Annotated in this window: 24 protein-coding genes; 15 read left to right on the top strand and 9 right to left on the bottom strand. The window is 67.1% G+C overall.

The window, feature by feature from the left end; translation table 11 throughout:
* Positions 1-587: 587 nt before the first annotated feature.
* The 6 genes from gyrB to rpsT all read right to left on the bottom strand — a co-directional run bounded on the left by gyrB (position 588) and on the right by rpsT (position 8,913).
* Positions 588-3,020: a DNA topoisomerase (ATP-hydrolyzing) subunit B gene (gene gyrB, locus AAFN89_RS03970; RefSeq protein ID WP_347536139.1), complete on the bottom strand. Its 2,433-nt coding sequence runs from the start codon at positions 3,018-3,020 to the stop codon at positions 588-590.
* Positions 3,021-3,034: 14 nt separating this feature from the next.
* Positions 3,035-4,225 (bottom strand): DNA replication/repair protein RecF, encoded by a 1,191-nt coding sequence (gene recF, locus AAFN89_RS03965; protein ID WP_347536137.1) that lies wholly within the window; start codon positions 4,223-4,225, stop codon positions 3,035-3,037.
* A gap of 15 nt (positions 4,226-4,240) precedes the next feature.
* Entirely contained in the window at positions 4,241-5,374 is a 1,134-nt protein-coding gene (gene dnaN / locus AAFN89_RS03960) for a DNA polymerase III subunit beta (protein ID WP_347536135.1), read from the bottom strand.
* 138 nt (positions 5,375-5,512) lie between these two features.
* The gene (locus AAFN89_RS03955) at positions 5,513-6,652 is read right to left on the bottom strand and encodes a winged helix DNA-binding domain-containing protein (protein ID WP_347536133.1); all 1,140 of its coding nucleotides are present in this window, start codon (positions 6,650-6,652) and stop codon (positions 5,513-5,515) included.
* A gap of 39 nt (positions 6,653-6,691) precedes the next feature.
* Positions 6,692-8,092, bottom strand: a complete 1,401-nt coding sequence (gene dnaA, locus AAFN89_RS03950; protein WP_347536131.1) for a chromosomal replication initiator protein DnaA — start codon at positions 8,090-8,092, stop codon at positions 6,692-6,694.
* Positions 8,093-8,652: 560 nt separating this feature from the next.
* On the bottom strand, positions 8,653-8,913 hold the full coding sequence (gene rpsT, locus AAFN89_RS03945) for a 30S ribosomal protein S20 (protein WP_347536128.1): 261 nt from the start codon (positions 8,911-8,913) through the stop codon (positions 8,653-8,655).
* Between the two features lie 179 nt (positions 8,914-9,092).
* On the opposite strand from rpsT, the gene AAFN89_RS03940 reads away from it, so the two are divergent.
* Positions 9,093-9,668, top strand: coding sequence for a hypothetical protein (locus AAFN89_RS03940; protein ID WP_347536126.1), 576 nt, complete (start codon positions 9,093-9,095; stop codon positions 9,666-9,668).
* 24 nt (positions 9,669-9,692) lie between these two features.
* Here the strand turns inward: AAFN89_RS03940 and AAFN89_RS03935 are convergent, their stop codons facing one another.
* Positions 9,693-10,466: an enoyl-CoA hydratase gene (locus AAFN89_RS03935; RefSeq protein WP_347536124.1), complete on the bottom strand. Its 774-nt coding sequence runs from the start codon at positions 10,464-10,466 to the stop codon at positions 9,693-9,695.
* A gap of 86 nt (positions 10,467-10,552) precedes the next feature.
* Entirely contained in the window at positions 10,553-11,395 is an 843-nt protein-coding gene (gene mutM, locus AAFN89_RS03930; RefSeq protein WP_347536122.1) for a bifunctional DNA-formamidopyrimidine glycosylase/DNA-(apurinic or apyrimidinic site) lyase, read from the bottom strand.
* Between the two features lie 70 nt (positions 11,396-11,465).
* Between mutM and ubiE the strand changes: the two genes are divergently transcribed.
* The 9 genes from ubiE (at position 11,466) to AAFN89_RS03885 (ending at position 17,733) form a co-directional block, all read left to right on the top strand.
* Positions 11,466-12,269, top strand: coding sequence for a bifunctional demethylmenaquinone methyltransferase/2-methoxy-6-polyprenyl-1,4-benzoquinol methylase UbiE (gene ubiE / locus AAFN89_RS03925; protein WP_347536120.1), 804 nt, complete (start codon positions 11,466-11,468; stop codon positions 12,267-12,269).
* Between the two features lie 89 nt (positions 12,270-12,358).
* The gene (locus AAFN89_RS03920; RefSeq protein ID WP_347536118.1) at positions 12,359-12,490 is read left to right on the top strand and encodes a hypothetical protein; all 132 of its coding nucleotides are present in this window, start codon (positions 12,359-12,361) and stop codon (positions 12,488-12,490) included.
* 136 nt (positions 12,491-12,626) lie between these two features.
* On the top strand, positions 12,627-12,770 hold the full coding sequence (locus AAFN89_RS03915) for an entericidin (protein WP_347536116.1): 144 nt from the start codon (positions 12,627-12,629) through the stop codon (positions 12,768-12,770).
* Between the two features lie 183 nt (positions 12,771-12,953).
* Positions 12,954-14,162, top strand: a complete 1,209-nt coding sequence (gene coaBC / locus AAFN89_RS03910; protein WP_347536114.1) for a bifunctional phosphopantothenoylcysteine decarboxylase/phosphopantothenate--cysteine ligase CoaBC — start codon at positions 12,954-12,956, stop codon at positions 14,160-14,162.
* Positions 14,159-14,614, top strand: coding sequence for a dUTP diphosphatase (dut, locus tag AAFN89_RS03905; protein ID WP_347536111.1), 456 nt, complete (start codon positions 14,159-14,161; stop codon positions 14,612-14,614). The genes coaBC and dut overlap by 4 nt, the downstream gene beginning before the upstream one ends.
* The gene (locus AAFN89_RS03900) at positions 14,614-15,069 is read left to right on the top strand and encodes an Rrf2 family transcriptional regulator (protein WP_347536109.1); all 456 of its coding nucleotides are present in this window, start codon (positions 14,614-14,616) and stop codon (positions 15,067-15,069) included. Before dut ends, AAFN89_RS03900 begins: the two co-directional genes overlap by 1 nt.
* Before the next feature lie 73 nt (positions 15,070-15,142).
* The gene (gene cysK, locus AAFN89_RS03895; protein WP_347536107.1) at positions 15,143-16,126 is read left to right on the top strand and encodes a cysteine synthase A; all 984 of its coding nucleotides are present in this window, start codon (positions 15,143-15,145) and stop codon (positions 16,124-16,126) included.
* Positions 16,127-16,544: 418 nt separating this feature from the next.
* Positions 16,545-17,336, top strand: a complete 792-nt coding sequence (gene moeB / locus AAFN89_RS03890; RefSeq protein WP_347536105.1) for a molybdopterin-synthase adenylyltransferase MoeB — start codon at positions 16,545-16,547, stop codon at positions 17,334-17,336.
* On the top strand, positions 17,329-17,733 hold the full coding sequence (locus AAFN89_RS03885) for a DsrE/DsrF/DrsH-like family protein (RefSeq protein WP_347536103.1): 405 nt from the start codon (positions 17,329-17,331) through the stop codon (positions 17,731-17,733). Before moeB ends, AAFN89_RS03885 begins: the two co-directional genes overlap by 8 nt.
* A gap of 4 nt (positions 17,734-17,737) precedes the next feature.
* On the opposite strand, the gene AAFN89_RS03880 is transcribed toward AAFN89_RS03885, so the two are convergent.
* Positions 17,738-18,727 (bottom strand): D-glycerate dehydrogenase, encoded by a 990-nt coding sequence (locus AAFN89_RS03880; RefSeq protein ID WP_347536100.1) that lies wholly within the window; start codon positions 18,725-18,727, stop codon positions 17,738-17,740.
* A 154-nt stretch (positions 18,728-18,881) separates the two neighbouring features.
* Here AAFN89_RS03880 and AAFN89_RS03875 point away from each other — a divergent pair, with 154 nt between their 5' ends.
* From AAFN89_RS03875 to AAFN89_RS03855, 5 genes are all read left to right on the top strand, one after another.
* Positions 18,882-19,400 (top strand): SH3 domain-containing protein, encoded by a 519-nt coding sequence (locus AAFN89_RS03875; RefSeq protein ID WP_347536098.1) that lies wholly within the window; start codon positions 18,882-18,884, stop codon positions 19,398-19,400.
* 97 nt (positions 19,401-19,497) lie between these two features.
* Positions 19,498-20,013: a 3-hydroxyacyl-[acyl-carrier-protein] dehydratase FabA gene (gene fabA, locus AAFN89_RS03870; RefSeq protein WP_347536096.1), complete on the top strand. Its 516-nt coding sequence runs from the start codon at positions 19,498-19,500 to the stop codon at positions 20,011-20,013.
* Positions 20,014-20,040: 27 nt separating this feature from the next.
* Positions 20,041-21,264, top strand: a complete 1,224-nt coding sequence (fabB, locus tag AAFN89_RS03865) for a beta-ketoacyl-ACP synthase I (protein ID WP_347536094.1) — start codon at positions 20,041-20,043, stop codon at positions 21,262-21,264.
* 28 nt (positions 21,265-21,292) lie between these two features.
* Positions 21,293-22,096, top strand: coding sequence for an SDR family oxidoreductase (locus AAFN89_RS03860; RefSeq protein WP_347536092.1), 804 nt, complete (start codon positions 21,293-21,295; stop codon positions 22,094-22,096).
* Between the two features lie 22 nt (positions 22,097-22,118).
* A complete protein-coding gene (locus AAFN89_RS03855; RefSeq protein ID WP_347536090.1) occupies positions 22,119-22,355 on the top strand; it encodes a hypothetical protein in 237 nt (78 codons plus the stop codon).
* Positions 22,356-22,441 lie beyond the last annotated feature (86 nt).

The following is a 22,441-nucleotide window of genomic DNA, read 5'->3' as shown; positions in this document are numbered from 1 at the left end:
GATCCTCTCGATCGCATACGGAGGAAGATGGTCCAGCGTGAATCTTGAGGGTCTACTACACGGTTCCCTGAGATGATCGGCAATGGCGAGAACCCACGCTTCCTTTGCATCCGCTACCTCGGCGTTATCCATGTCCTCGTTGAGACTAAGATGCCGCAGGACGCGGCAGAGATCATCGCGCAATCTTTCGAGGGTCAGTTCATGGACTGTCGCAAACTCCGTAGGCGTCATCGGCTCCAGATCCATTGCCACTTCCTTCCTGTTGGTGGTCCGCCGTTTTGACCACAACGCGATCGGGAATGTCCAGTAGACATGCCCTTACCGGTGTACGTGGAACGCGCTCTATTCACTGGATGGCGCCCGCCGTCCGCTGAAGAACTTTGATTCCCCGCTGCAGAACACCGGCACCTCACTCCAGCGTAGAAATGTAGCCATCACCGTAGACAGCCCGCCGACGAAGAAGGTTGCGGCGATTAAGCCATTGATCACAGGCATTCTCTAAGGGCCTGATGTCAACAATCGTGGCAAAGACGAACCACTAACTTGGCAAAACGCCAAGTTATGTGGCAACCGACAGTGCCCCCCTCCTACACGTCCAGGTTCGCCACCTTCAGGGCGTTTTCCTGGATGAAGTCGCGGCGGGGTTCGACCAGGTCGCCCATGAGGGTGGAGAACACGTCCTCCGCGTCGTCGGCGTGGCTGACCTTGACCTGGAGTAGGGAGCGGACGTTCTGGTCCAGCGTCGTCTCCCAGAGCTGCTCCGGGTTCATTTCGCCCAAGCCCTTGTAGCGCTGGATGGCGACGCCCTTGCGGCCCAGCTCCATGATCCGCTCGCACAGCGAGACGGGGCCGGTGATCTTCCATTCCTGCGCCTTCAGCGTCAGCGTGCCGGGACGGTCGAAGACGGATTTGAGGTCCTTCGACAGCGCCTCCAGCCGCCGCGCCTCGCCGGTGCGGGCGAGGTCGCGGCCGACCACGCGGCGGTCCTTCACGCCGCGCAGCGTCCGTTCGAAGACGAAGCCCTCATCTTCCATGAACGCGCCTGTCCAGCCCCGCTCCAGGGCGGGGGACAGCTCGTCCAGCCGGCGGGCGACATCGGCCGCTACCTCTCCGGCGCGGGCGGGGTCGTCGAAGACGGCCGGGGCGAAGCCGCCGACGATGGCCAACTGCTCAACGATCTGAAGGCTGCCGACCTTCGCCGACAGGGTGCGGAGCAGGGACTGCACCTCCCGCGCCCGTTCCACCAGCCCGCGCAGGTCGTCGCCGGCGAGCTGGGTTCCATCGGCCTGGACGAACAGCGCGTCGTCGATCCCCTGGTCGATCAGGTACCGCTCCATCGCCGGATCGTCCTTGAGGTAGATCTCCGACTTGCCGCGCGCCGCGCGGTAGAGCGGCGGCTGTGCGATGTAGAGGTAGCCCTTCTCGATGATCTCCGGCATCTGCCGGTAGAAGAAGGTCAGCAGCAGCGTGCGGATGTGCGACCCGTCGACATCGGCGTCGGTCATGATGATGATCTTGTGATACCGCGTCTTCTCGATATCGAAATCATCCCGGATGCCGGTGCCCAGCGCGGTGATCAGCGTGCCGATCTCCGCGGAGGAAAGCATCTTGTCGATGCGCGCCCGCTCCACGTTCAGGATCTTGCCGCGCAGGGGCAGGATGGCCTGCATCCGCCGGTCGCGCGCCTGCTTGGCCGAGCCGCCAGCGGAATCGCCCTCGACGATGAAGAGTTCGGATTCCGCCGGATCGCGGTTCTGGCAATCGGCCAGCTTGCCGGGCAGGGAGGCGATGTCGAGCACGCTCTTGCGCCGGGTCAGGTCGCGGGCCTTGCGGGCCGCCTCCCGAGCGGCGGCGGATTCCACCACCTTCTGGATGATTTTCTTGGCGTCGCCCGGATTCTCCCCGAACCACAGGGCCAGCGCCTCGTTGACCACGCTCTCGACCACGGGGCGGACTTCCGAGGAGACCAGCTTGTCCTTGGTCTGGCTGGAGAATTTCGGGTCCGGCACCTTGACCGACAAGACGCAGGTCAGCCCTTCGCGCGCATCCTCGCCGGTGATCGCCACCTTCTCCTTCTTGGCGATGCCGCTGTCCTGGGCGTAGGCGTTGACCTGGCGGGTCAGCGCGCCGCGGAAGCCGGCCAGATGCGTGCCGCCGTCGCGCTGCGGGATGTTGTTGGTGAAGCAGAGCATGGTTTCGTGGAAGGCGTCGGTCCACTGCATCGCCACTTCGACGGTGATGCCGTCCCGTTCGGACGAGATCGCGATCGCCGGTTTGTGCAGCGGGCTCTTCGACCGGTCGAGCCAGTTGACGAAGGCTTCCAGACCGCCTTCGTAATGCAGCTCCGCCGTCTTCGGCTCCGCGCCGCGCGCGTCGGTCAGCCGAATCGAAACGCCGGAATTGAGGAAGGCCAGCTCCCGGAACCGGTGCTCCAGCGTGGCGAAATCGTACTCCGTCCGGGTGAAGGTCTCCTTGGACGGCAGGAAGGTGATCTGCGTGCCGGTGCGCCCGTTGCTGTCGCCGGTCGCCGCCAGCGGCGCTTCGGCCTCGCCGCCGCGGAAGCGCATCGTCCATTCCTTGCCGCCGCGCCAGATGGTCAGGTCCAGCACTTCCGACAGGGCGTTGACGACGGAGACGCCGACCCCGTGCAGGCCGCCCGACACCTTGTAGGAGTTCTGGTCGAACTTACCGCCGGCATGGAGCTGGGTCATGATGACCTCGGCGGCCGAGATGCCTTCCTCCCCGTGGATGCCGACCGGGATGCCGCGGCCATTGTCGCGGACGGTGACCGACCCTTCCTCGTTCAGGATAATGTCCACCGTGTCGCAATAGCCGGCCAGCGCCTCGTCGATGGCGTTGTCCACCACCTCATAGACCATGTGGTGCAGGCCCGACCCGTCGTCGGTGTCGCCGATATACATGCCGGGGCGCTTGCGGACGGCTTCCAGCCCCCGCAGCACCTTGATGCTGTCGGCGCCATAATCGTTCGCGGCGGTCTCGGTCGTCATTGGCTCGGTCATCGGGTCTCTCTCAATCACCCTAAATCGGTTATCCGGGCGTCCTCGACGCCCAGGAAGCGGGCGCGGCCGCCGAAATCGGCGAACAGCTCCCGGTCGGTGCCGGTCAGCCAGGCCTGCGCGCCCAGGGCCAGGATCTCGTCGAACAAAGCGGCCCGCCGGCCGCGGTCGAGATGGGCCGCCACCTCGTCCAGCAGCAGGATCGGCGGCGCGCCGCGTTCCGCCGCCAGGATGCGCGCATTGGCCAGCACGATGCCGATCAGGAGCGCCTTCTGCTCACCCGTCGAACATTGGCCGGCGGGCATGTCCTTGCCGCGATGGCGCACCGCGAGGTCGCTGCGGTGCGGTCCTTCCGTCGCGCCGCCGATCGCGGCGTCCAGACGGCGCGTCTCCGCCAGCCTGTCCTTCAGCGCGTCTTCGGCGGCCAAGGCGGGCATCGTTTCCAGCCAGCCCTCGACCGTGCCGGAAAGCGCCATGTCCGCCTGCGGGAACGGACCGTCCGCCAGCGTCGCCGACGCGCCGGCGGCCGACAGCCTGCCCACCACCTCCCGCCGCGCCGCGGCGATGGCGACGGCATGGCCGGCCATTGCCTCTTCCAGCGCGGCCAGCCAGGAGGCGTCCCAGCGGTCGTCCTTCAGCAGGCGCGACCGTTCGCGCATCGCCTGCTCATAGGCGCCCAGGCTGGCGGCATGCCCGGCATGGAAGCCGTAGACCAGCCGGTCCAGGAACCGGCGGCGATTGCCGGCCCCTTCGAGGAACAGCCGGTCCATCTGCGGGGTCAACCAGACCAGCGTCAGATGACCGCCGAGATCGGCCTGGCTGGCGGCCGGGCGACCGTCGATCCTGACGATGCGGCGGGACGATGCGGCCCCGGCTTCCGGGTCCATGCCGGTCCCGATGACGATCTCTCCCGCCGGGCCGTCGATCCGGGCGGAGACGGCCCAGGCCGCGCCCGCCGGCGATTGGCGGCGAAGCGCCTCCACCAGGGTCGCCCGCCTCAACCCCCGGCCCGGCGCCAGGAAGGATATCGCCTCCAGCAGGTTCGTCTTGCCCGCGCCGTTGGCCCCGGTCAGGACGATCGGCCGGTCGTCGGCGTCGATCCGCGCTTCGCCGTAGCAGCGGAAATCGGCGACGGAAAGCCGCACTATCCTCAAATGGTGGGTCGCCCGCGATTCCTCAATCGCGTGCGCCCTTGCTTCAACCGCCACAATGTTCGCCTGTCGTCACACCCGCATCGGCATCAGCACGTAGAGCGCGCTGCTATCCGCCGAATCCTGGACGATCGTCGGCGAGGCGGCGTCGGCCATGGTGAACTGCGCGCCCTCGCCCTCGATCTGCTGGGTGATGTCCAGGAGATAGCGGGAGTTGAAGCCGATCTCGATCGGCGATGAATCATACACGACCTCGATCTCCTCCGTCGCGCTGCCCTGCTCCGCGCTGGTCGCCGACAGGGTCAGCGTGCCGCCCTCCAGGCTCAGCTTGACCGCGCGGCTTTTCTCCGTCGCGATGGTGGAGACACGGTCGACGGCAGCGGCGAAGCTGCGGGCGTCGACCGCCAGCACCTTGTCGTTGCCGGCCGGGATCACCCGCTCATAATCGGGGAAGGTGCCATCGATCAGCTTCGAGGTCAGGGTCACGCTGTCGAAGGCGAAGCGGACCTTGCTGTCGCTCAGCGACACCTCGATCTCCTCCGCGGATTCGTCGATCAGCTTGCGCAGCTCGTTCACCGTCTTGCGCGGGACGATCACGCCCGGCATCTCCTCCGCGCCCGAAGGCAGCGGAGCCTCGACCCGCGCCAGCCGGTGACCGTCCGTCGCCACGGCGCGCAGAACCGGCATCGGTTCCTCATTGTCCCGCGACCGGCCGGCATGGAGGTAGATGCCGTTCAGGTAGTAGCGCGTCTCCTCGGTCGAGATCGCGAACCGCGTTCGATCGATCATCGACCGCAGGTCCTTGGCCGACAGGGTGAAGCGGTTGGGCAGGTCGCCGCCGGCCATGGAGGGGAAATCCTCCACCGGCAGGCAGCCCAGCCTGAAGCTGGACCGTCCGGCGCGCAGCGATAGGGGCGCGGATGCGTCGCCCGACCATTCGATCTCCACCTGCGCGCCTTCCGGCAGCTTGCGGACGATGTCGTAGAGCGTATGGGCGGGAGCGGAGGTCGCGCCTTCGCCCGTCACCTCCGCCGGGACCGATTCGACGATCTCAAGGTCCATGTCGGTGGCGGTCAGGCTCAGCTTGCCGCCGCCGGCGCGCATCAGGACGTTCGCCAGGATCGGAATGGTGTTCCGCCGTTCCACGACGCTTTGCACGTGATTGAGCGACTTCAGCAAGGCGGCGCGTTCGATGGTGAGCTTCATCTGGAACCCGAGTCTGCAAGGCCGGCGTGACGCCGGCCTTCTGTCTTTGTCGTGTCACGGGCGCATCCACCCGCAAATGGCCGCGTACTATAGCCCAAAGCACGGAAGCGCCGAAACTTTTTCCCCAGCCCCGCCGGCTCAGCCCGCCGCCAGTTCCACGGTCACGTCCCGTACGCCGTACGCGCCCGCCAGATGGCGGATTTTCCGGGTCGCGCGGCGAAGCGGTATCTGTCCGAAACGGCCCGTCGGCGTGATGGTGACGCGCCACCCGTCGCCCCGCTTCTCATGGTTCCAGACCGCCGCCAGCCGGCCTTCCCGGAGGATGACCGCGGTGATCCAGCCGGCGGTGCGGTAGACCAGCGCCCGATGGCGGCCGGGCACGACCGGGTCGGTGTCGTGATGCGCCAGGAGGTAGGGGTCGAAGAGCGGCAGCGCCGTGATGTGGCCCGGCGGCATGGACGCCTCGCGCAGCGCCTCCTCGTCCTCCGCCAGCGCCCAGAGCGGCTTGCCCCCGGCCTCCGTCTCGACCTCCACCGGAACAAGGTCGGGATGCAGCGCCTCCCACAGCGCGCGGACCGCCGGGGCCGGCAGGTTGGTGAACTTCGCGAAGTCGCGCGGCCGGGCGGGGCCGTAGACCGCGAGGTAGCGGCGCAGCAGGGTGAGGAGAGGTTCCTCCCCGGCCGGCTCCTCCGGCGGCGGCGCCCAGCCGTTCAGGCTGATGAAGGTGGCCTCCCGCTCCCGCTCGGGCCCGTGGCAGACATGGCCCAGCGCCGTCGCCAGCTTGATCGCCCCGCCCCAGCTATGCTCCAGCCAGGGGCGCGCCCATTCGCCCAGGCGCGGCGACAGGGCGGCGGCGAGATCGCCGCGGCTCATCGGCTGCTTCGCCACGGCTTCGGCGATGGCGGCGACCAGCAGGTCGATCTGGGCGTCGGTCAGCCCCTCCCGCCGGTACCAGCGCCGGTAGCTTTCCTCGAAGGTGCTCCTGAGCGCCAGGATCATCGGCAGGTCGCCGGCAGGCGTCAGATGCAGGGTTCCCCGCTGACCCCACATCTTCACCAGCGACCGGTCCCGGCGCAGCGCGCGATCGATCGCGCGGGCGGTCGTCTTCCGGGTGCGGGCGCGAAGCTGCAGGATCGCCGCCGAATGGACCTGCGCCTGCGCGCCGATCAGCGTCCGCGCCGCGGTCAGCGGATCGTCCGCCGGCTCCAGCAAATGATGGCGCGCCAGCCGGAAAGCCAGCGCCTGGGAGAGCGTGAGGGGGAGGGCGGCGGTGGTCATGAGGCGGGAGGCTATAGGGCGAAAGGCCGGGCGTCTCGCCTAATGTTCCAGCATCCGGCGCAGCAGCTCCACATCCTCCGCGAAGGAGCGGTCTTCGGCGCTCAGCTCCTCGATCTTCTTCACCGCATGCATGACCGTGGTGTGGTCCCGGCCGCCGAACTTCCGGCCGATCTCCGGGAGGGATCGGGCGGTGAGCTGCTTGGCCAGGTACATCGCCACCTGCCGGGGCCGGGCGACCGAACGGGCGCGGCGGGCCGAATGCATGTCCGCCGTCTTGATGTTGTAATGCTCGGCAACCTTCTTCTGGATCTCGTCGATGGTCACCCGCCGGTCGCTGGCGCGCAGCAGATCGTGCAGCAGCTCCTGGGTGCTTTCCAGTGACACCGGGCGGCCGACCAGTTCGGCATGGGCGACGATGCGGTTCAGCGCGCCCTCCAGCTCCCGGACGTTGGCGCTGATCTTGTGCGCCAGGAACTCCAGCACCTTCAGCGGTATCTCGACCTTCTGGCCTTCCGCCTTGGACTGGAGGATGCCCAGCCGCAACTCGTAGGAGGTCGGGTGGATGTCGGCGACCAGCCCCCAGCCGAGCCGGGACCGCAGCCTTTCCTCCATCCCGTCCAGATCGCTGGGCGACTTGTCGGCGGAGATGATGACCTGCCGGTTCTGGTCCACCAGCGCGTTGAAGGTGTGGAAGAATTCCTCCTGGGTGGAATCCTTGCCGGAGATGAACTGGACGTCGTCGATCATCAGCACGTCGACGGACCGGAACATCTCCTTGAAGCTCATCGTGTCCTTGTACCGGAGCGCCCGGATGAACTGGTACATGAACTTCTCGGCGGACAGGTAGAGCACCCTGCGCTCGGGATGCTTGCGCCTGATGTGCCAGGCGATGGCGTGCATCAGATGGGTCTTGCCCAGCCCGACCCCGCCATAGAGGAAGAGCGGGTTGAAGGTCACGGCGGCGGCGTCCGCCACCCGGCGGGCGGCGGCATGGGCCAGCTCGTTGGGCTTGCCGACGACGAAATTCTCGAAGGTGAAGCGCGCGTCCAGCGAAGCGCCGTAATCCGTTCCGTTCTCACTGCCGGACCGCGTTTCGGGGGCTGCGATCTCCGAAGCTATTCCCGAGAGGGGCGGGACGAGCGGCTGGGCAGGGACTCCGTCGGTGGTGGAACGAGGCGGCGCGGCGGCCGCGACGACGATGTCGACGGAATGGACGCCGTCATTCTCCACCGACCACAGCGCCCTGATCCGCTCGGCATAGTGGGTCAGCACCCAATCCCGCATGAAGCGGGTCGGCACGGCGATGCGGACTTCCCCATCGTCGATTTCCGTGAGGGTCAGCGGCTTGAGCCAGCTCTTGAAAGCGGCCTCGCCGACCTCATCGCGCAGGCGGCCCTGCACCCGCGCCCATTGCTGATCGATCCCCGGTCCGTTCGACATCGCGTTCTTGTTCCTTGAGCATCATCCCCTGCGCTATCCCGCCTTCCGTCCCCGCCTCGGAAGCGGACGGGCGCCTTCGGCCCCGCCCTGAACGCCCAGGCCCCTTGAGGCCAGGCGTCGGAACGCGTCATGAGGACAAGCGTACTTTCTTCACCTTCGGCAACAAAGCCTCACCCTCGACAGCCATTCGGCGGCCGTTCACAAATATATCCAAGTTTTGACCTAATAATGTTTAAGTCCTCAACCAGTTTGATTTCGCTTTTGCAAAACCTTGCCGGCGGCCCTTCAATCACAGGGCGTTATCTGGAAAGCCCTTCCCGGCGGCGACTTTGTGCGTCGCAGTATTTGTCCGCGCGGCAACAGCATCCGGAGACGATAGCCGCGCCGAGAGAGACTCGCAACGGAACAAAAAGTGACTCTTCAAAAAAGCACTATTCGTTCGCCCTATCGGTGCGGAAAGCCGCCGTTTCTCCCATCGTAACGTGTTCGGAACGGCGGACGCAGAAAAGCCGCGCCGAGAGGTCGACGCGGCTTGAGGCGACCCGGAGGGTCGCGCCGGATCAGAGAGCGTTGATGCGCTGGGCCAGCCGGGAGATCTTGCGGCTCACGGTCGCCTTGGGCAGCACGCCCTTGGTGACGCCGCGATGCATTTCCGGCTGCGCTTCCTTCAGCGCGTCGGCGGCGGCGTTCTTGTCGCCGGCCGCGATCGCCGTCTCCACCTTCTTCACGAAGGTGCGGATGCGCCCGATGCGGTTGCCGTTGACGGCCGTGCGGCGTTCGGTCTGGCGGATGCGCTTCAGGGCGGATTTGTGATTGGCCATAGTCTTACCTGTCCTGGACGGATGCCGTCCGGTGAGCGAGCCGGCCTTATAAGGGCGGTCCGGGCGGGCGTCAAGCGTTGTTAGCGGGACGTATGACGCACGTCCGGCCCGACGGCCCAGACTGTGCTATAAAGGGTTGTGCTTCGGCTGGGAATGACACTGTTCCGGGGAGAGACGGCATGATCACCCTTGAAGAACCGCATATGGGCCTGAACGATTCACGAACGCCCAACGAAGTTCAGATGTGGAACACGTGGAACGTCACACAGACCGAAACCGTGCAGCACATGCTGGATTGGGTCGCGGAAGTCGCTCGTGGCGCGCCCGGCGGGAAGTTGAAGAATTTGGTGTTCCGTTGCCATGGGGCGCCTGCCTATCTGCATTGCGGCGCGGGCATACGGCGGACGGATACGCCGCGATTCAGCGCCTGGCGTGGCCTTATTGAGAAGATATGGTTCTCCGCCTGCCAGGTTGGGTACATCACGCCTCACAACGGCCGCGGATGCGCGCCGGGCCCCGCCCAAGGCGACGGCAACATGTTTTGTTCGGAAATCGCGCAAGCCGCTCAATGCCATGTCGTGGCTTCGACGGAACTGCAGGTCATCGGCCTCGATCGAACCCTGCCCTATGGCAAGCTGGATACGTTCGAGGGGCTGGTGCTTTCTTATAACCCGGCGGGCCAGGTAAGCTGGCGCCACCGGTATCCGTCCACCTACGAGGTGGAGACAGGTCGCTGGGTCAGGAACCCGGATTGAGGCATCCGACGCCGGCGAAGCGGCTCAGCGGTTCTTGAAGTCCGGCTGGCGCTTCTCCACGAAGGCGGCCATGCCTTCCTTCTGGTCTTCCGTGGCGAAGGTCGAATGGAACAGCCGCCGTTCGAACAGCACGCCCTCCGCCAGCGTCGTCTCATAGGCCCGGTTGACCGCTTCCTTGGTCATCATCACCGCCGGGCGGGACATCGACGCGATGCGTTCGGCCACCTTCACCGCTTCGTCCAGCAGTTCGGCCGTCGGGACGACACGGCTGACGAGGCCTGCCCGCTCCGCCTCCGCGGCGTCCATCATCCGCCCGGTCAGGCACATCTCCATCGCCTTGGACTTGCCGACGAAGCGGGTCAGGCGCTGGGTGCCGCCCGAGCCGGGGATGGTGCCGATCGTGATCTCCGGCTGGCCGAAGCGCGCATTGTCGGCGGCCAGGATGAAGTCGCACATCATCGCCATCTCGCAGCCGCCGCCCAGCGCGTAGCCGGCCACCGCCGCGATCACCGGCTTGCGCGCCTTGGCGATGCGCTGCCAGGATCCGATGAAATTGCCCTCGAACGCCTCGATGAAGGTCTTGGACGCCATCTCCTTGATGTCGGCGCCGGCGGCGAACGCCTTCTCCGACCCCGTCAGGACGATGGCGCCGACCGCATCGTCGGCCTCGAAGGCATCGACCGCCCGGGCCAGCTCCCCGATCAGCGCTTCGTTCAGCGCGTTCAGCGCCTTCGGCCGGTTGAGCGTGATAAGCCCGACGCGGCCGCGATTCTCGACGATGATATTCTCGTAGGACATCCTGGCGCGGTCTCCTGCTCGGCGTCGCTCGCTCCCGGAGCGTTTCCGGCGGAGCGACAGGATCGGGTGCGGCTGCCCCTATACCATCACCTTTGCCGGCGGGGGCAGAAGAAAGTCGACCGGTTGGCCTGGACGATCCGGTTGATCCCGCCTGTGACGGCGGGGTCGCAGTCGCAGCCGGGGCAGGGCTGGCCCTCCCGGTCGTAGACTGCCCAGTGGTGCTGGAAGTAGCCAAGCTCGCCGGAGGCCTGGACATAATCCCTCAGCGACGAGCCTCCGGCCTGGATCGCCTCCCCCAACACCTTCCTGATCGCCGGGACCAGCCGTTCCGCGCGCTTTCCGGGCACGGTCGCGGCCAGCCGGCGGGGGGAGATGCGGGCGTGGAACAGGGCTTCCGACACGTAGATGTTGCCCAGCCCCGCCACCACCCGCTGGTCCAGCAGCGCGGCCTTGATGGAGGTGCGCCGGCCGGTCAGCGCCTCCGACAGGTAGCCGGCGTCGAAATCCTCCCCCAGCGGCTCCGGCCCCAGCGTCGCCAGCGGTGGATAGAGCTGGAGCGCGTTGTGGGAGACGAGGTCCATCATCCCGAACCGCCTTGCGTCGTTGAAGGTGACGATCGTCCCGTCCTCCGTCTCCAGCACGACATGGTCGTGAGCGCCGGGATCGGGCATGGGCGCGCGGCCGATCAGCATCCGGCCGGACATGCCCAGATGGATGATGAGGACCATTCCGTCATCGAGATGGAGCAGCAGGTACTTCGCCCGGCGAGCGAGCGTCATGACCCGCCGGCCGGTCAGCCGGCCGGCGAAGCCCTCGGGCAGCTTGTAGCGCAGATCGGCGCGGCGCTGGACGACCCGGACGAGCCTTCGGCCCTCCAGCGCCGCCGCAAGCCCCCGCCTGACCGTTTCGACCTCTGGAAGTTCCGGCATCCGGCCGCTCTAGCACGGCCGGAAGTCCCGCGCTATGGTCCGCCCGCGACCGACCCATTTGAGGACGATTATGGCCCAGACTTCCCGGCATGCCGCCAAGCATCCCGCCAAACATGCCGGGGGCGACCGCGATCCGGAAAGCCGCTGGTTCGGCTATCGCTCGGTCGATCCGTCGGAGAAGACCTCGCTGGTGCATGGCGTGTTCGCCAGCGTCGCAACCCGCTACGACATCATGAACGATCTGATGAGCGGCGGTATCCATCGCGTCTGGAAGGCCCGCTTCATCGACCAGATCCGTCCGCGGCCGGGGGAGTTCCTGCTGGACGTGGCCGGGGGAACCGGCGACATCGCCTTCCGTTTCCTCGACCGCGCCGGCGGCGAGGCGCGGGCGGCCGTCTGCGACCTGACGGAGGATATGGTGCGGGTCGGCCGCGACCGGGCGATCGATGGCGGCCGGATGCGCGGGCTGGACTTCCTGGTCGGCAACGCCGAAGCCCTGCCGATCGCCGACCGGTCTGCGGACGTCTACACCATCGCCTTCGGGTTGCGGAACGTCACCCATATCGACGCCGCGCTGGCCGAGGCGCGCCGGGTGCTGAAGCCGGGCGGCCGGTTCTTCTGCCTGGAGTTCAGCCGGGTCGTCCTGCCGGTCCTTTCCCGGCTCTATGACCTCTATTCCTTCAATGTCATCCCCCGGCTGGGCCAGATGGTCGCCCATGATCGCGACAGCTATCAGTATCTGGTGGAAAGCATCCGCCAGTTTCCCCCGCAGGAGGAGCTGGCGGCGCGCATGGAGGCGGCGGGCCTGGCGCGCGCCGGCTTGCGGAACCTGACGGGTGGGATCGCGGCGATCCATTGCGGCTGGCGGGTCTGATTGAGGGCTTTCCGGAAGGACGGGCTGGCCGGAAAGGACGCGCGGCGATATCCTCGTTCCGGAAAGCCACTGAACCCAGGAGTGCATCCGTGACCACAGTTCTTCGCGCCTTCGTCCTGATGCTCGGCCTCGCCGGCATCCTTTCGGCCTGCGACAACACGATCCGCGGCATCGGCCAGGACCTGAACGAAAGCGGCGACGCGATCGAGGATCAGACCTGACCCTCCGCTAAAGGCGGGCGAGGGGAACCCACTCCCGCTCGCCCGTGTTCCTTAGACGATCGTCGGCCGCGCATTTCCGCCCTTACCGGCTGGATCGGCCGGCGAATCGCCCAGGAACACCAAGCGGAGAATCGCAATGACCACGCTCTTTCGTAAATTCACCCTCGTCGGCCTGCTGCTGGCCGTCGCGGCCGGCGCCGCCGCCTGCGAGAACACGATTCGCGGCATGGGCGAGGACACCAGAGAAACCTCGGACGCCATCTCCGACACGGCGAGCTGATCGGTCCACCGATCGCCCGACCGATCGGCGAAGCGAAGGCCCCTTTTCATGGGGCCTTCTTTCTTTCCGGCCTTGCCGCGCGGAGACAGCCTGTCTAGGATCGGTTCCACATTCGGAAGATGTATTATCAAAGCTTCCCGGATAAGTTTTTGTGGATTAACCGGAACCGGACGGCCGCCGCCCTTGCTCACCGACAAGCGCATCCTTCTGATCATCGCCGGCGGCATCGCGGCCTACAAGGCGCTGGACCTCATCCGGCGGCTGCGGGAGCGCGGGGCGTTCGTCCGCGCCGTCATGACCCGTAACGCTACGGAATTCGTGACGCCGCTGGCCGTCGGGGCGCTGGCGAGCGAGCGAGCCTATACCGACCTCTTCTCCCTCGACGACGAATCGGACATCGGCCATATCAGGCTGGCGCGGGACGCCGACCTGGTGGTGGTCGCCCCGGCGACGGCGAACCTCGTCGCGAAGATGGCTCACGGCATCGCCGACGATCTGGCGTCCACGGTGCTGCTGGCGACGGACCTGCCGATTCTGATCGCGCCGGCGATGAACGTCCGGATGTGGCTCCACCCGGCGACGCAGGCCAACATGGCGCTGCTGCGTGACCGGGGCGTCGCGGTCGTCGACCCCGAAACCGGCGCGATGGCGGAGAACGAGACAGGGCCGGGCCGGCTGGCCGAGCCGCCGAACATCGTGGCGTCGGTGGAGGCTCTTCTTTCCGGCGCGAACCGGCCGCTCGCCGGACGGCGGGCGCTGGTGACCAGCGGCCCGACCCATGAGCCGATCGACCCGGTGCGCTACATCGCCAACCGATCCTCCGGCAAGCAGGGCCACGCCATCGCCGCCGCCCTGGCGCGGCTGGGCGCGGAGACGGTGCTGGTCAGCGGCCCGACGCAGGAACCGCCGCCGAACGGCGTTAGGCTCATCCCCGTGGAGACGGCGCGGGAGATGCTGGCCGCCTGCGAAGCGGCCCTGCCGGCCGATATCGCGGTCTGCGCCGCCGCCGTCGCCGATTGGCGGGCGGGCGAGGAGGCGGGCCAGAAGCTGAAGAAGACGGGCGGCGCGCCGCCTTCGCTCGCGCTCACCGAGAATCCGGATATCCTCGCCACCCTTTCCGCGCCCGGCTCCGCCCGGCCGGCGCTGGTCGTCGGGTTCGCGGCGGAGACGGAATCCGTCATCGATCACGCCGTCGCCAAGCGCGCCCGCAAGGGCTGCGACTGGATCGTCGCCAACGATGTCTCGGCGGCCGCCGGCACGTTCGGCGGGGACAGCAACAGCGTCCATCTCATCACCGAGGCCGGCGCGGAAAGCTGGCCGGCTCTCTCCAAGAAGGATGTCGGGGAACGGCTCGCCGCCCGCATCGCGGATCACTTTCAGGCAACGACATGAGCGACGTGACCATTCCGATCAAGCGGCTGCCCCACGGGGGCGACCTGCCGCTTCCCGCCTATGCGACGGACCACGCCGCCGGCATGGATCTGCTGGCCGCCATCGACCGGGACCTCGTCCTGGCGCCGGGGGACCGGGCGCTGGTGCCGACCGGCATCGCGATCGCCCTGCCGCCGGGCTATGAGGCGCAGGTGCGGCCGCGTTCCGGCCTCGCGCTCAAGCAGGGGCTGACGGTGCTGAACAGTCCCGGCACCATCGACGCCGACTATCGCGGGGAGGTCGGGGTCATCCTGGTCAATCTGGGACGGGAGCCGGCGACGATCGCGCGGGGCATGCGCATCGCGCAGTTGGTCGTGGCAAGCCACGCGGCCGCCCGCTGGCGCGAGGCGGTGGATCTGGAGGAGACGGCGCGGGGCGCCGGGGGATTCGGCTCTACAGGGACGGCCGGCTGATGCTGAGACTATCGAAGAAGCTGCTTTTCGCGATCGAAGCGGTGCTGGACATCGCGTACAATGCCGGGGACGAGCCCGTGCAGTCGAGCGAGATCACCCGCCGCCAGGGCATTCCGCGCCGCTATCTGGAACAGGTGCTCCAGCAGCTTGTCCGGGAAGGCGTGCTGGCCGGCGTGCGGGGGCCGCGGGGCGGTTACCGGCTGGCCAAGGAACGCCGCCGCATCACGATCGGGGAGATCGTGCGTGTCGTTCGATCGATGGAAACGGCCGGCGATCCGTCGGAGGACACGGCCGGGTCCGATCTGGGCCACAGGATCGTGCGGCCGATGTGGCAGGAAACCCAGCAGGGCTTCATGGCGGCGCTGGACGAGATGACGATCGACGATCTGTGCAAACGCGCCCAGGCAGAGGGCATCGCGCGGGAGTCCGAGACAGCTTTCGATTTTTCGATTTAAATTCTCCGGTTCGTCCCCTAAATTCACTGGTGGATATGTGAAATCCTATTTTTTACATTAAGGGAGTGTTGAAATGGTCGCGGCGGTCAACACCGACAGCGCCCGGAAGCCGGAATTCCGCGGGCGCATCTATGATTCGATCCTGGACACCGTCGGCGCGACGCCGCTGGTCAGGGTCAAGCGCCTCCAGGCGGAGTACGGCGTCAAGGCCGACGTCCTGGCGAAGCTGGAGTTCTTTAACCCGCTTTCCAGCGTGAAGGACCGCATCGGCCGGGCGATGATCGAGGCCATGGAGGCCGATGGCCGGATCAACAAGGACACGGTCCTGATCGAGCCGACCTCCGGCAACACCGGCATTGCGCTCGCCTTCGTCGCCGCGGCCAAGGGCTACCGGCTGATCCTGACCATGCCGGAAAGCATGTCGATCGAACGGCGACGGATGCTCCGCCTGCTGGGCGCGGAACTGCACCTGACGCCGGCGGCGCAGGGCATCAAGGGCTCCATCACGCGGGCGGAAGAGTTGCTGAAGGAGATCCCGAATTCGGTGATGCCGCAGCAGTTCAAGAACCTCGCGAACCCGGAAATCCATCGCCGGACGACGGCGGAGGAGATCTGGCAGGACACCGACGGCGGCGCGGACATCCTGATCTCCGGCATCGGCACGGGCGGCACGCTGACCGGCGTCGCGGAGGTCATCAAGGCGCGCAAGCCCAGCTTCAAGGCCATCGCCGTGGAGCCGGAGGACAGCCCCGTCCTCTCCGGCGGCCAGCCCGGCCCGCACAAGATCCAGGGCCTCGGCGCCGGATTCGTGCCGGACATCCTGAAGACCGACCTGATCGACGAGGTCGTCCAGATCAGCAACGAGCGGTCGTTCGAGATGGCGCGCAAGGCGGCCAGGATCGAAGGTCTCCCGGCCGGCATCTCCTCCGGCGCGGCGCTGGCCGCGGCGTTCGAGGTTGGCGCGCGGCCGGAGAACGAGGGCAAGCAGATCATCGTGATCATCCCCTCGATCGCCGAACGCTACCTCTCGACCGCATTGTTCGACGGGCTGGAATAGGCTCGCGCGAAACGACAGGGAAACGCCCCGCCGGCTCCGCCCGAGCGGGGCGTTTTCGTTATTGTCCTGGTCATGCCGGACTTGATCCCATAGACGCTAACTTTGGTCGTAGTTTTCCCCTCTCCTGCTTGCGGGAGAGGGAGGGACCCGCCGCGAAGCGGTGGGAGGGTGAGGGTTTTGAAGCCGGCGGCGGCGCTGGTACCCCGAACACCCCCACCCTCCCCACGCCTACGGCGCGGGTCCCCTCCCTCCCCCGCTTCGCAGGAGAGGGCAAAGTTGGGTCCGCCCGTCCTTCTCCGCCGGTGACGTGGTGGCGGCCCATGGATTCCGGATCAAGTCCGGAATGACCAACAAAACAGCATCCATAGAGCGCTCGCCGCCCTTTGACGGGGCGAGCGGGCGTTCTAGACTGGCGCGCATGGAGCTTTCCGAAACGCAGATCAGGCGGTATGCGCGGCACATCCTGTTGCCGGAGGTGGGCGGGACGGGGCAGGAGAAGCTGCTGGCGGCGAGGGTGCTGGTCGTCGGCGCGGGCGGGCTGGGCGCGCCGCTGCTGCTCTATCTGGCGGCGGCCGGCGTGGGCTCGCTGGGGATCATCGACGACGACCGGGTCGACCTATCCAACCTCCAGCGGCAAATCATCCACGATACCAACGGCGTCGGCCGGCCCAAGGTCGACAGCGCCGCAGACCGGATCGCGGCCATCAATCCCGACGTGCGGGTGACGCGGCTGCCCGAGCGGCTGACCGCCGCCAATGCGCTTGCCGTGCTGGACGGGTTCGACATCGTCGCGGATGGCAGCGACAATTTCGCCACCCGATACCTGCTGAACGATGCCTGCCGGCTGGCGGGCAAGATTCTGGTCTCCGCCGCGATGCTGCGTTTCGAGGGGCAGATCGGGACGTTCAAGTCCCATCTGGGCGGCGATCATCCCTGCTATCGCTGCATCTTCCCCGAACCGCCGCCGCCAGGCCTGATCCCGAGTTGCAGCGAGGCCGGCGTTCTGGGCGCGCTGGCCGGTCTGATGGGCACGCTCCAGGCGACCGAGGTGCTGAAGGAGATATTGGGGGTGGGGGAGAGCCTGTCCGGCCGGCTGCTGCTGGTCGACGCGCTGAACGCGCGGTTCCAGCCGATGGTTGTCAAGCCGGACCCGGCCTGCCTGCTCTGCGGCCGGGACCCGACGATCACCGATCTGTCGGCCCATGCCTGAGGGTCTGGGGCGCCTTTCGATCATCGTCTTCGATGGCGGCTTCGCCCGAATCCATTACGCGCTGGCGATGGCCAGCGCGGCGGCGGCGACCAATCGTCCGGCGACCCTGTTCTTCACCGGACGGGCGCTGAACGCGCTGATCCCGGACGGCTGGCGGAGGCTGGAGGGCGATGCGGCGGAAGCCGACGCCCGGCTGGCGGAGCGCGGCGTGGCGACCTTCCCGGAGCTTCTGGAGGCGTGCCGGGATCTCGGCGTCCGCTTCATCGCCTGCGAGATGGGGCTGCGGGCGGAGGGCATCGACCGGGCGGAGCTCGATCCCGCCCTGCGGATCGAAATGGCGGGAATCGTCACCTTCCTGAACGAAGCCAGGCCGGATGGCGGGCTGCTGTTCGTCTGACCCTTCAGAATTCCGTTTCCAGCACCCGGTCGGGCGGGGTGTGGCCGTCGGCGAAGGTGCGGATGTTGACGATCACCTTCTGACCCATGTCCAGCCGCCCCTCCAGCGTCGCCGAGCCCATATGGGGCAGCAGCACGACGTTGGGCAGCTTCAGCAGCTTCGGGTTGACGGCGGGCTCATGCTCGAACACGTCCAGGCCGGCCGCGCCCAGTTCCCCGCGCTGAAGCATTTTGGTCAGCGCCGTCTCGTCGATCACCTCACCGCGCGAGGTGTTGACCAGGATGGCCTCCCGGCGCAGCAGCGCCAGCCGGCGGGCGGAAAGCAGATGGTAGGTGGCCGGCGTGTGCGGGCAGTTGGTGGAGATGATGTCCATCCGCGCCAGCATCTGGTCCAGGCTTTCCCAGTAGGTCGCCTCCAGCTCCGATTCGACTTCCGGATGCACGCGCCGGCGGTTGTGATAGTGGATCGACAGGCCGAAGCCGCGCGCCCGCCGCGCCACCGCCTGTCCGATCCGGCCCATGCCGATGATGCCCAGCCGCTTGCCCGACAGCCGGTGGCCCAGCATGGAGGTCGGGCCCCAGCCGGTCCAGTCGCCGGACCGGACCAGCCGTTCGCCCTCCACCAGCCGGCGGGCGGCGGCCAGGATCAGCGCCATCGTCATGTCGGCGGTATCTTCCGTCAGCACGCCCGGCGTGTTGGTGACGGTGATGTTCCGCGCCTTGGCGCTGCGCAAATCGATATGGTCGATGCCGGTGCCGAAGCTGGCGATCAGCTTCAGGCGAGGCCCGGCCGCCTCGATCACGCCGGCATCCAGCGTATCGGTGACGGTCGGCACCAGCACGTCGGCCTCCGCCGCCGCGGCGATCAACTGGTCGCGGGACATCGGCTCGTCATCCAGATTGAGCCTGGTGTCGAACAGCTCCATCATCCGGGTCTCGATCGCATCCGGCAGCTTCCGGGTGACGATGACGAGCGGCTTCTTCCTCTCCGGCATGGGCGCGGCCTTTCCGCCGTGGCAACGGGCCCATCGCCATACCAAGCGGCCGGTGCGTCGTCCAGCGCGATCGGGAGGCCGGATGGTCCGGCCTTGACCCCGCGGGAGGCCGGACCCCTATAGTCGAAACCTCCCGATTCCGCCTCATGGTCCCATGTCATTCCGATTTCTTCTCCTGCCGACCCTCCTGCTGTCGATGCTCGCGGCCGCCGCCCCGGCGCAGGAGCCGGAGACCGAAAGCGGCCTGCCGATCCCGCGCTTCGTTTCCCTCCGCGCCGACGAGGTGAACGTCCGCACCGGCCCCGGATCGCGCTATCCCGTCGACTGGGTCTTCGTGCGCAAGGCGCTGCCGGTGGAGATCGTGGCGGAGTTCGACACCTGGCGGCGCATCCGGGATGTCGAAGGCACGGAGGGGTGGGTCCACCAGTCGATGCTGTCGGGCGGCCGGTCCCTGCTGGTGAGAGGCGAGATTCCGGCGACGCTGCGGGTGGAGCCGCGCGAGGACGCGCCGGCGGTCGCCCGCGCCGAACCCGGCGTGCTGGGCCGTCTCGTCTCCTGCCCCGGCCCGTCCGATCCCGCCGCCGGATGGTGCTATTGCGAGGTCAGCGGCTATGGCGGATGGCTGAGGCGCGAGGACATATGGGGCCTCTATCCGGCTGAAACGATCGAGTGACAGTGGGCGCGCGAAGGCAGTCCAGCCTTGTGCGCCGTAGGGAATCCGCTACAGTCCGGCTCTCAAACCCGCCCTTGAAACCAGGTTAAAGACGGTCGTGACCGGCAAAAACAGCTACAGCTACGAAGATCTCCTCAAATGCGGCCATGGCGAGCTTTTCGGGCCCGGCAATGCCCGCCTGCCCCTGCCGCCGATGCTGATGTTCGATCGCATCACCAGGATCGCGGACCAGGGCGGCGCCCACGGCAAGGGCGAGATCGAGGCCGAACTGGACGTCAAGCCCGACCTCTGGTTCTTCGAATGCCATTTCGAGAGCGATCCCGTGATGCCGGGCTGCCTGGGGCTGGACGCGCTGTGGCAACTCGTCGGCTTCTATCTGGGCTGGACGGGTGCGCCCGGCCGGGGCCGCGCGCTGGGGGTGGGCGAGGTCAAGTTCACGGGCCAGGTGCTGCCGGAAGCCTCCAAGGTGACCTATCGCCTGGACCTCAAGCGGGTCATCAACCGGAGGCTGGTGCTGGGCATCGCCGACGGAACCGTGCTGGTCGACGGCAAGACGATCTATGAGGCGAAGGACCTCCGGGTTGGATTGTTCACCTCGACCGACCAACTGTAGCCACGAACAGCGTTACGGAGAGTTTGCATGCGACGCGTGGTGGTGACCGGAATCGGCATCGTTTCATCGATCGGCAACAACCAGGAAGAAGTCCTCGCCAGCCTGCGCGAGGGCAAGTCGGGCATCGTCGCCGCGCCGGAATATGCGGAGCTGGGCTTCCGCAGCCAGGTCCATGGCGCGGTCAAGATGAACACCGACGACCATGTCGACCGGAAGCTGAAGCGCTTCATGGGCGAAGGGGCGGCCTACAACTACATCGCCATGGAACAGGCGATCGCCGATGCCGGGCTGGATGAGAACGACGTCTCCAACGAGCGGTCGGGCCTGATCATGGGATCGGGCGGACCCTCGACCTCCAACCTCGTCGCGTCGGCCGACATAGCGCGCGAGAAGGGGCCCAAGCGGGTCGGGCCTTACATGGTGCCGCGCTGCATGTCGTCGACCAATTCCGCGACGCTGGCCACGCCGTTCAAGATCAAGGGCGTCAACTATTCGATCAGCTCCGCCTGCTCGACCAGCGCCCACTGCATCGGCAACGGGGCCGAGCTGATCCAGTGGGGCAAGCAGGACATCGTCTTCGCCGGCGGCGGCGAGGAGCTGCACTGGACGCTGTCTGTGCTGTTCGACGCCATGGGCGCGCTCTCCTCCAAATATAACGACACGCCCGCCGTGGCCTCCCGCGCCTACGATGCCGGGCGCGACGGTTTCGTGATCGCCGGAGGCGGCGGCGTCGTGGTGCTGGAGGAGCTGGAGCACGCCAAAGCGCGCGGCGCCAGGATCTATGGCGAGCTGGTCGGCTATGGCGCGACCTCGGACGGCTACGACATGGTGCAACCTTCCGGTGAAGGCGCCGTTCGCTGCATGCGGCAGGCGATGGCGACGCTGGACTGCCCGGTCGACTATATCAACGCCCACGGCACCTCCACGCCGATCGGCGACCTTCGCGAGCTGGAGGCGATCCGGGAGGTATTCGGCGATGGCGACCGGCTGCCGGCGATCAACTCCACCAAATCGCTGACCGGCCATTCGCTGGGCGCGGCCGGGGTGCAGGAGGCGATCTACAGCCTGCTGATGCTGAACCATGATTTCGTCGCGGCGTCGGCGCATATCGAAGAGCTGGACCCGGCGGCGGAAGGCATGCCGGTCGCGCTGGAGCGGCGCGACGATGCCGGCCTCAACTGCGTGATGTCGAACAGCTTCGGCTTCGGCGGCACCAACGCGACCCTCGCCTTCCGGCGACACGATGCCTGATTCCACCAATAACCCGGGACCGGAGCCGATGACCGAGACAGGCCTGATGGCCGGCAAGCGCGGCCTGATCATGGGCGTCGCCAACGACCATTCGATTGCCTGGGGCATCGCCCAGCTTTTGCGGCAGCACGGGGCGGAACTCGCCTTCACCTATCAGGGCGAATCCTTCCGGCGGCGGGTCGAGCCGCTGGCCAATTCCGTCGGCAGCCAGTTGGTGATGCCCTGCGACGTGGGCGACGAGGACAGCATCGACGCCCTCTTCGACCGGCTGCGGGAGGAATGGGGCGGGCTGGATTTCCTGGTCCACGCCATCGCCTATTCCGACAAGAACGAGCTGAAGGGCCGCTATGTCGATACGACGGCGGACAATTTCGCACGGACGCTCAAGATCTCCTGCTATTCCCTGACCGCGCTCGCGCGCCGCGCGGCCCCGATGATGACCAATGGCGGCAGCATCGTCACGCTCACCTATCTGGGCGCGGAGCGGGTGATGCCGAACTACAACGTCATGGGCGTCGCCAAGGCGGCGCTGGAGGCGTCGGTCCGGTATCTGGCGGCCGATCTGGGACCAGAGGGTATCCGCGTCAATTCCATCTCCGCCGGGCCGATGCGCACGCTGGCCGGCAGCGCCATCGCCGACGCGCGCTACGTCTTCAAGTTCAGCCAGGACACCGCGCCACTTCGCCGCAACGTATTGATGGAAGAAGTCGGCGGCGCGGCCCTATATCTGTTGAGTAACCTTTCGGGCGGCGTTACCGGGGAAACCCATCATGTCGATGGCGGTTTCCATGCCGTGGGCATGCCCCATCCGACCAAGCCGCCCTCGGAATAGGACGCTTTCAACAGGTGTCGTCATGAAACTCTCAGTCGCCAGCATTCTCCTGATCGTGGTGATGGCCGGGCTGCTGGGCGGGGCGATCTGGATCGCGGTGGATGTCTGGCAGTCCATGGGCGAGGCCGCCGGCGGCGCAGCGGCGATGAGCGGGCACGGAATCGCCGCCATCATCATCGGCGGGGCCGGGACCCTGGCGCTCGGGATCGTGCTGATGGGGCTGCTCTTCTATTCCAACCGGAAGAACATGGACCGCTGATCCTTCCGACCGGCGTCGGGATGGCTGGCGGTAAAGCGCGGGCGCGGGTAGGCTTCCAGCCGCGCAAGCCTAGCCGTGCAAGCCCC

This window comes from Inquilinus sp. CAU 1745 (assembly GCF_039839375.1).
In the GTDB taxonomy this organism is placed as follows: domain Bacteria; phylum Pseudomonadota; class Alphaproteobacteria; order DSM-16000; family Inquilinaceae; genus JBDOQU01.
The sequence above is the reverse complement of the archived record's forward strand: the minus strand, read 5'-3'. Positions and strand labels throughout refer to the sequence as shown.

Coding starts and splice junctions, on each gene's coding strand:
- AAFN89_RS03875 (WP_347536098.1), top strand. CDS start 18,882: ATGTCATTCCGATTTCTTCTCCTGCCGACCCTCCTGCTGTCGATGCTC.
- dnaN (WP_347536135.1), bottom strand. CDS start 5,374: ATGAAGCTCACCATCGAACGCGCCGCCTTGCTGAAGTCGCTCAATCAC.
- moeB (WP_347536105.1), top strand. CDS start 16,545: ATGGAGCTTTCCGAAACGCAGATCAGGCGGTATGCGCGGCACATCCTG.
- AAFN89_RS03880 (WP_347536100.1), bottom strand. CDS start 18,727: ATGCCGGAGAGGAAGAAGCCGCTCGTCATCGTCACCCGGAAGCTGCCG.
- AAFN89_RS03855 (WP_347536090.1), top strand. CDS start 22,119: ATGAAACTCTCAGTCGCCAGCATTCTCCTGATCGTGGTGATGGCCGGG.
- AAFN89_RS03900 (WP_347536109.1), top strand. CDS start 14,614: ATGCTGAGACTATCGAAGAAGCTGCTTTTCGCGATCGAAGCGGTGCTG.
- AAFN89_RS03860 (WP_347536092.1), top strand. CDS start 21,293: ATGACCGAGACAGGCCTGATGGCCGGCAAGCGCGGCCTGATCATGGGC.
- ubiE (WP_347536120.1), top strand. CDS start 11,466: ATGGCCCAGACTTCCCGGCATGCCGCCAAGCATCCCGCCAAACATGCC.
- cysK (WP_347536107.1), top strand. CDS start 15,143: ATGGTCGCGGCGGTCAACACCGACAGCGCCCGGAAGCCGGAATTCCGC.
- AAFN89_RS03935 (WP_347536124.1), bottom strand. CDS start 10,466: ATGTCCTACGAGAATATCATCGTCGAGAATCGCGGCCGCGTCGGGCTT.
- AAFN89_RS03955 (WP_347536133.1), bottom strand. CDS start 6,652: ATGACCACCGCCGCCCTCCCCCTCACGCTCTCCCAGGCGCTGGCTTTC.
- dut (WP_347536111.1), top strand. CDS start 14,159: ATGAGCGACGTGACCATTCCGATCAAGCGGCTGCCCCACGGGGGCGAC.
- fabB (WP_347536094.1), top strand. CDS start 20,041: ATGCGACGCGTGGTGGTGACCGGAATCGGCATCGTTTCATCGATCGGC.
- rpsT (WP_347536128.1), bottom strand. CDS start 8,913: ATGGCCAATCACAAATCCGCCCTGAAGCGCATCCGCCAGACCGAACGC.
- dnaA (WP_347536131.1), bottom strand. CDS start 8,092: ATGTCGAACGGACCGGGGATCGATCAGCAATGGGCGCGGGTGCAGGGC.
- AAFN89_RS03940 (WP_347536126.1), top strand. CDS start 9,093: ATGATCACCCTTGAAGAACCGCATATGGGCCTGAACGATTCACGAACG.
- gyrB (WP_347536139.1), bottom strand. CDS start 3,020: ATGACCGAGCCAATGACGACCGAGACCGCCGCGAACGATTATGGCGCC.
- AAFN89_RS03915 (WP_347536116.1), top strand. CDS start 12,627: ATGACCACGCTCTTTCGTAAATTCACCCTCGTCGGCCTGCTGCTGGCC.
- AAFN89_RS03885 (WP_347536103.1), top strand. CDS start 17,329: ATGCCTGAGGGTCTGGGGCGCCTTTCGATCATCGTCTTCGATGGCGGC.
- mutM (WP_347536122.1), bottom strand. CDS start 11,395: ATGCCGGAACTTCCAGAGGTCGAAACGGTCAGGCGGGGGCTTGCGGCG.